General features: G+C 68.1%; 5 protein-coding genes. 3 read left to right on the forward strand and 2 right to left on the reverse strand.

The window, feature by feature from the left end; all coding sequences use genetic code 11:
• The 3 genes from VB716_RS04420 to VB716_RS04430 all read left to right on the forward strand — a co-directional run.
• Positions 1-194: hypothetical protein (locus tag VB716_RS04420; RefSeq protein WP_323269834.1), on the forward strand; the 194-nt coding region annotated here is incomplete at its 5' end.
• A gap of 115 nt (positions 195-309) precedes the next feature.
• Positions 310-795, forward strand: coding sequence for a cupin domain-containing protein (locus tag VB716_RS04425; RefSeq protein ID WP_323269835.1), 486 nt, complete (start codon positions 310-312; stop codon positions 793-795).
• A gap of 298 nt (positions 796-1,093) precedes the next feature.
• A complete protein-coding gene (locus VB716_RS04430; protein WP_323269837.1) occupies positions 1,094-5,641 on the forward strand; it encodes an EAL domain-containing protein in 4,548 nt (1,515 codons plus the stop codon).
• Between the two features lie 20 nt (positions 5,642-5,661).
• Here the strand turns inward: VB716_RS04430 and VB716_RS04435 are convergent, their stop codons facing one another.
• Both VB716_RS04435 and VB716_RS04440 read right to left on the reverse strand, forming a co-directional pair.
• Entirely contained in the window at positions 5,662-6,147 is a 486-nt protein-coding gene (locus VB716_RS04435; RefSeq protein WP_197157373.1) for a hypothetical protein, read from the reverse strand.
• Positions 6,148-6,262: 115 nt separating this feature from the next.
• Positions 6,263-6,813, reverse strand: a 551-nt coding sequence (locus tag VB716_RS04440) for a hypothetical protein (RefSeq protein ID WP_323269838.1), incomplete at its 5' end; no start/stop codon positions are given.

The following is a 6,813-nucleotide window of genomic DNA, read 5'->3' on the forward strand; positions in this document are numbered from 1 at the left end:
GCCACCAGGCGCGCCTGGGCTTGCGCCTGCACCTGCGCCTGGGCTTGCGCTTGCACCTGCGCTTCCGCTGCGGGCGCTGCGGCCAGCGGCCCCACCAGGACGACCAGCCCCAGCAAACCCCCCAGCCGCCGCAGCGCAGCCAGGCCACCGTCCAACGCCTCAGACCACCTGGTGATCGGAGCGACGGCCCCTGAGACCGCAGCTGACGCGCCGTGGAGCCGCCAAGCGGGACGAGGGAGTGCGGGCATGGAACGCTCCTGCAACCTGGGGCCTTCCCGGCAAGCTAGGCAGGGCAACAACCCGGCGCCCATGGCCTCCGATCCAGCACGACTGATTCGCCAGCTGGAGCTGCAACCCCATCCGGAGGGGGGCTGGTACCGGGAACTGCACCGCTCCGCCGTGGGGGTGGTGCGGCAGGACGACGGCCAGCCGCGGGCCGGCCTCACCCTGATCGCCTTCCTGCTGCAGGCGGGCGAATCGAGCCGCTGGCACCGGGTCCGCCAGGCCGATGAGCTCTGGTATCACGGCGGCGGCGCACCGCTCGACCTGCTGCGCCTGCCGCCCCAGGGCGGCGGCACCGAGCACCTGCGGCTCGGCCCCCTCGATCCAGCAGACCCCCAGCAGCAGCCTGTGCAGCTGATCCCGGCCGACTGGTGGCAGGCGGCGCGCAGCCTGGGGGACTGGAGCCTCAGTTACTGCAGCGTGGGACCGGGATTCGACTTCGCCGACTTCGACCTCCTGGCTGATCTGCCGCTGGCCGAGCGCCCCGATGGCGCCGATCCGGCCCTGATCTGAGTGACGGCAACAACTCCAAGCCGGCCTCGGAAACCCTGCATAGGCTTCTTGCAGGGATCGGATGCAGTCGTTGGGATCAAAGCAGAGATCTGAACCCAAGGAGGACCCAACCTCGCCCGAGCAGCCAGCCGAGCCAACCGCGTCCCAACAGCCAGCCAACCCACCTGATCGGCCGGGCTCGTCGCCCACACCTGGCGCTTCAGAGACCGCTGACCCGCCAGAAGCAGCTGGATCCCCAGGCGCCACCGACGCCACAGAGCCCCAACCCGCGCCAGCCGACGACGAGATTGCCTATGTGGTGGGCCTGGGCGCCTCCGCCGGCGGCCTCGAAGCGCTGCAGGAGCTGGTGAGCTACCTGCTGGTGGGCGGGGGCGTGAGCTACGTGGTGGCCCAGCACCTAGCCCCCGACCACCGCAGCCTGCTGGTGGATCTGGTCTCTCATACCACCAGCCTCAAGGTGGTCGCGGCCGTGGACGGCATGCCGCTGCAGGCCGGAACGATGGCCATCTGCCCCCCGAACCACGACGTGGCGGTGGAGAAGAACCGGTTGGTCGTCACCGAGCCGCTGCCGCGCTTCGGCCCCAGCCCCAGCGTGGACCTCCTCTTCGAATCCCTGGCCAAGCACTGGGGGGAGCGGGCCGTGGGGGTGGTGCTCTCCGGCACCGGCTCCGATGGCGCCCGCGGGCTGCGGGCGGTGCGGGCCGCCGGCGGGCTCACCCTGGTGCAGACCCTGGACAACGCCCGCTTCGACGGCATGCCACGGGCCGCCATCTCCCTCGGCGGCGCCGAGCTGGTGCTCAGCGCCCGCGAGATCGGCCAGCGCCTCGCCGCCCTGGTGAGCAGCGGCGCCGACTGGATCGGCCGCTCCCTGCCGGAGCCGGAGCCCGTGATGCTCTCCACGATCAGCCGGCAGCTGAAGCACGCCATCGGCATCGACTTCTCCCGCTACAAGGAATCGACCCTGCGCCGGCAGGTGCGACGCCGCATGGCGATCCGGCAGGTGAGTTCGATCGAGGAATACCTGCCCCTGCTGGGCTCCGATCCAGTCGAGGCGCACGCCCTGGCGGAAAACCTCCTGGTCACGGTGACGGCGTTCTTCCGGGACCCCGACGCCTTCACCGAGCTCGGCCATCTGCTGGCGCACTACCTCGCCAAGCAGGTGGACGGCTACCCCCTGCGCGTCTGGGTGCCGGGCTGCGCCACCGGGGAGGAGGTGTATTCCATCGCCATGGTGGTGAGCCAGGTGCTGAATCACCCCGCCGATCTGTCGCGCCATCTGAAGATCTTCGGTACAGATCTCGATGAGGCGAGCCTCACGATCGCCCGCCGGTCCACCTATCCGGCCTCGGCCGCCAAGGCGATCCCGGAAGACCTCTGCCAGCGGTTCGTGACCCTCGCCAACGGCGAGATGGCGCTGAGCGAAACGCTACGCGAATGCGCCGTGTTCGCCCGTCACAACGTGGGGGAAGATCCGCCCTTCCCGCGGCTGGACCTGATCTCCTGCCGCAACACGCTGATCTATTTCACGACCCCCCTGCGGGATCGGGTGCTGAGCCTGTTTCGCTACGGCCTGCTGCCCGGCGGCCTGCTGTTTCTGGGGGGCTCCGAATCGCTCAGCAGCCGCACGCCGGGATTTGGGGTGGCCAGCGCTGAACAGCACCTCTATGTCCGCACCCTGGAAGGAGAAAGCCCGACGCGGCTGCTGCCGCCGTTGGCCAGCAGCGCCCAGCCCCGGGTATTGACGGCGTTCAGCGGGGCGGCGGGCAACCGGGTCGCGATCATGCGCGAGAACGTGCCGGAGCAGCACGTCACCCTGCTGGAGGCCCTGATCCGCCAGCTGTGCCACCCCTGCCTCATCCTCGACGAACAGCACGACCTGGTGGAGGTGCAGGGGAACGTGACCCCCTACTGCCGTCTGCCGGAGGGCCAGGTCACCACCGCCGCCAGCTCCTACCTGAGGCCGGAGCTGCAGGCCGAAGCGCGGGCCCTGTTCCTGATCGTCCGCGCCGACGGCATGCCGGTGATGGGCCAGCCGCTGCAGCTGGAGGGACTGGAGGGCAAGGTGCGCCTTGAAGCCCGGCCCCTGACGGCGGGTGATCGCAACCTCACGATTCTGAGCTTCATCGCGGTCAATCCCAGCGACAGCAACACCGCCAGCACCACGGCTCCGCTGCCGAGCCGCCTGATCGAACGGGATACCAGCTTCGATCAGGAGGTGGAACGGCTGGAGAAGGAGCTGCTCAGCAGCCAGGACTCGCTGCGCCGCTCCCTGTCCGAACTGGAAAGCGCCAACGAGGAGCTGGAGGCCTCCTCCGAGGAACTGCAGGCGTCGTCGGAGGAGCTGCAATCCTCCAATGAGGAGCTGGAGGCCTCCAACGAGGAACTGCAGGCCACCAATGAGGCCCTGGGGATCCTCAACCAGCAGCTGCGATCCCGCACCGATGAACTGCAGGCGCTGAACGGCGACATGGAGAACATCCAGGCGTCATTGAGCCAGGGGATGGTGATCGTGGACGAGAATCTGCGCGTCACCCGCTTCACCCCGCTGGCCGTTCGGGTGTTCGCCCTGGTGGACAGCGATATCGGCCAGATGCTGCCCAGTGTGCCCACCACGGTGGCCCTGCCGAACCTGCGGGAGGCCCTGGAGCGGGTGATCCGGGGAGGCGTCAGGGAGGCGATTGAGGCCCGAGGCGACGGCATCGCCTACCTGGCCCAGATTCTCCCCTATCAGGACCACCGCGGCGGCCGCCATGGCGCCATCGTGACGCTCACCGATGTCACGGAGCTGGTGAGTCTGCGCCAGAACGCCGAATCAGCGCTGCAGGACTTCACCCAGCTCGCCGATGCCCTGCAGGAGGCGGTGTGGAAGAGAGCCCGCAATATGAAGGAGATTGTCTATGTCAGCCAGCGCATGCAGAGCCTCAGCGGCTGGAGCATGGCGGAGCTCCTCGACCACCCTGAACAGCTGGATGAGGCGATCGATCCAGCCGACCGCGACCGCGTCAACCAGGCCAGGCAAGCGGCGGACGCGTGGAACGTTCGCTATCAGCTGATCCGTCGCGATGGCCAGCCCATCTGGGTGCTCGAAACAGCCAAGGTGATCAGCGACACCTTCGTGGTGGGCACCCTGGCCGACATCAGCGAACAGCACGCCACCGAAGAACGGGCCCATGACATGTCCGCGATCTTCGAAGCGGTGTTCCAGACCCAGACTTTCGGTGTGGCCATTCTGGATGACCAGCATCGGGTGGTGATGGGCAACGAAGCACTCTGCAGTTTGGTCAACCTGGATTCCACCTTGATCCAGGGCATTCCGATCGGCCTGATCGCCGCGCCGGGGTTCGAGCAGGAGATCGTCTCCGCCGCAGCAGACGTGCTCAGTGGCAACGACCGTGCCGCCACCCGGACCCTGCAACTCAAGGGCAAGGATGGCCACACCCCCTGGGTGACGGCCGAGGTGCGGCGGCTGCCGCGACCGATCGCCAAGGCCGTGGTTCTGGTGATCCTGCAGGACGTGACCAGCCTGCGGGAATCGACCCTGCAGCTGGAGCAGATGGCCCGCTTTGATGGCGCGACCGGGCTGCTCAACCGACTCAGCTTCTCGGAGGCCCTCGATCGCGAGATCGCCAGGGCCTCCCGGGAGAAGCGGCCCCTGGCCCTGGCCTGGGTGGATCTGGATCACTTCAAAGACATCAACGACCAATACGGCCACGCCTCTGGCGATGAGGTGCTGTGCGCGATCGGCAAGCGCCTGCAGAAAGAAATCCGCGGCGGCAGGGATTACGTGGGCCGGCTGGGCGGCGATGAATTTGGCGTGATCATCGCCGGCTACAGCGACCATCACGAACTCGATACCATCCTGGAACGCCTGATGCTGGAACTGAGCCAGCCGATTCAGGCAGCGGATGTGGAACTCAAGGTGGGCACCAGTGTGGGGGTGGCGATCTATGGCAAAGACGCCACCACGGTGGACGACTTTCTGCGTGCCGCCGATGCGGCGATGTATGGAATCAAGAGCCAGGGCGGCAACACCTTTCAATACTTCACCGATGCGATGAATGCCGCCGCCGAGCAGCGGCGCCTGCTGCGGCGCGCGCTGGCGGAGGCAATCGCCGCAGAGTCGTTTGAGCTGTATTTCCAGCCGATCGTGGCGGCCAAAGAGGGAACGCTCTGGGGGGTGGAAGCGCTGATTCGCTGGCACCGCGACGGGCAGGTGGTGCATGCGGACGACTTCATCGCGTTCGCCGAGCAGAGCGGTCTGATCCGCGAGCTCGGGCCCCTCACCCTGCGCCTGCTGCGGGCCGATCTGGAGCGCCTCAGCGCCACCGGCCGCAGCGATCTGTCGGTGAGCCTGAACATGTCGGTGAAGCAGCTGGAAGATCCCCAGCTCGCCTCCCTGCTGCAGAGCTGGCCCGCGGTCCACGGCCTCCAGGGCCTTGTGGTGGAAGTGGTGGAATCCATCCTGCTGCCCGACAACAGCGCGGCCCTGAAGGTGGTGCATGGCCTGATCGATCACGGCGCCGCCATTTCGATCGACGACTACGGCACCGGCTATTCCAACCTCAGGCTGCTGAAGACACTGGAGCCCGCCTTCATCAAGCTGGATCGCTCCCTGCTGCTGCTCAGCCTCGAGGATGATCGCGGCAGGCAATTGATGCGATCCGCCATCGAAATGGCCCATGGCCTCGGGGCCGCCGTGGTGGTGGAAGGCATCAGTGACACAAGCATGGCCACCTTCTGCCAGGAGCTGGGGGCGGATTACCTGCAGGGCTTCGCGATCGCCAGACCCATGCCCCTGCCGGAACTGCTGGGCTGGCTGGAGTCAGCCCCTGGGCCGTCGGCCTAGACCCAGCCGCCCCATCGGGATCAGCTGCGCCGGGCGGCACAGGCATCCTTCACCAGCTGTCTTTCGAAATCAACCTGAGGAGCCTGCCAGCCCCTCCAGACGCCATTGGCGCCGGCCACGTTGATCTTGCCCACCGAGCAGTTCACCGACAGATGGATGGTCTGCCCCTTGGAATTGATGGTGGGCGCCACCACACTGCCCCCCATCGAGGTCCAGCTGGACCAGTCGACCCGCAGGGGGCCGTAGAGGCGCCACTCCGGTTGACGGGCACCCAGGCCCGGCAGCTCCGCCTTGGACGCGGTGGGGGGCTGGGTCTTCGCCCGGGAGCCGGCTGGCTGCACCACCAGCGGCACTGGCACCGGGCGGGCCTTGGCTGCCGCAACGGTCTCGGCTGCGGAGACGGCCGCCAGGGCCAGGCTGAGTGCCGAGACCCTGATCCCACACCGGATCCCGCGCCTGATCCAGACGTTAAGGCCGGTCTGGAGGGTCGGGAGTTGCGGCGGCATCACGGACGAATTTCAGGCGGCGCCATCAACGCCAGGGTGAGTCCCGCAGGCCGCCGCGTCAATCGGCAAGGGGCAGCAGCACCGACCAAGGCCGAATCCTCAGGGACGAACCCGCTCAGCGGGAGCCTTCGTCGAGCAGGCGTTCGATCTGATCGAGGGCTGCATCGAGGGGCCTGAGGGCCTCGGCCATCGCCGCATCGGTGGCCTGGCTGGAGGGCCATTGGCGATCCACCTGGCGGCGCAGATGCCGCAGGCCGCCATCGATCTGCTCAAGGCGGGTGGAGAGGGCGACCAACCGGGCTTCGCGCTCGTCCATCCCCTGTTCAGCCGCCTCCAGGTTGCGGCGCAGCTGCTCCACCAGCCGTTGGCGCTCCAGCCGCAGGGGGCCGGCGTCCTCGCCGCGCAGGGCTGTCTCCTCCTGCCTGAGGCGCCGCTGCAGGTCTTCGGCGCTGAGCAGCACGCCGCCACCGGATTCGAGCAGGGGACGGCGCTGCTCGATCCGCTCCGGCAGGCTCTGCAGCCGCTCGCAGCAGAGCTGGACCAGGCCCAGGGCCTCCAGGTGAGCCGCATCCTGAAAGCGCGCCATCGCCTCGCCACCCACCAGCGCCGCCTGCCCCGCCAGCTCCCGGCAGCGCGCCAGCGCTCCATCGATCCGCAGCCGCAGGC

The organism is Synechococcus sp. CCY9201 (assembly GCF_034931105.1).
Taxonomy (GTDB): Bacteria; Cyanobacteriota; Cyanobacteriia; order PCC-6307; family Cyanobiaceae; genus CBW1002.

What these genes read in the sequence shown, in the direction of transcription:
- VB716_RS04435 (WP_197157373.1), bottom strand. Translation starts at nt 6,147, where the DNA reads ATGCCGCCGCAACTCCCGACCCTCCAGACCGGCCTTAACGTCTGGATC.
- VB716_RS04425 (WP_323269835.1), top strand. Translation starts at nt 310, where the DNA reads ATGGCCTCCGATCCAGCACGACTGATTCGCCAGCTGGAGCTGCAACCC.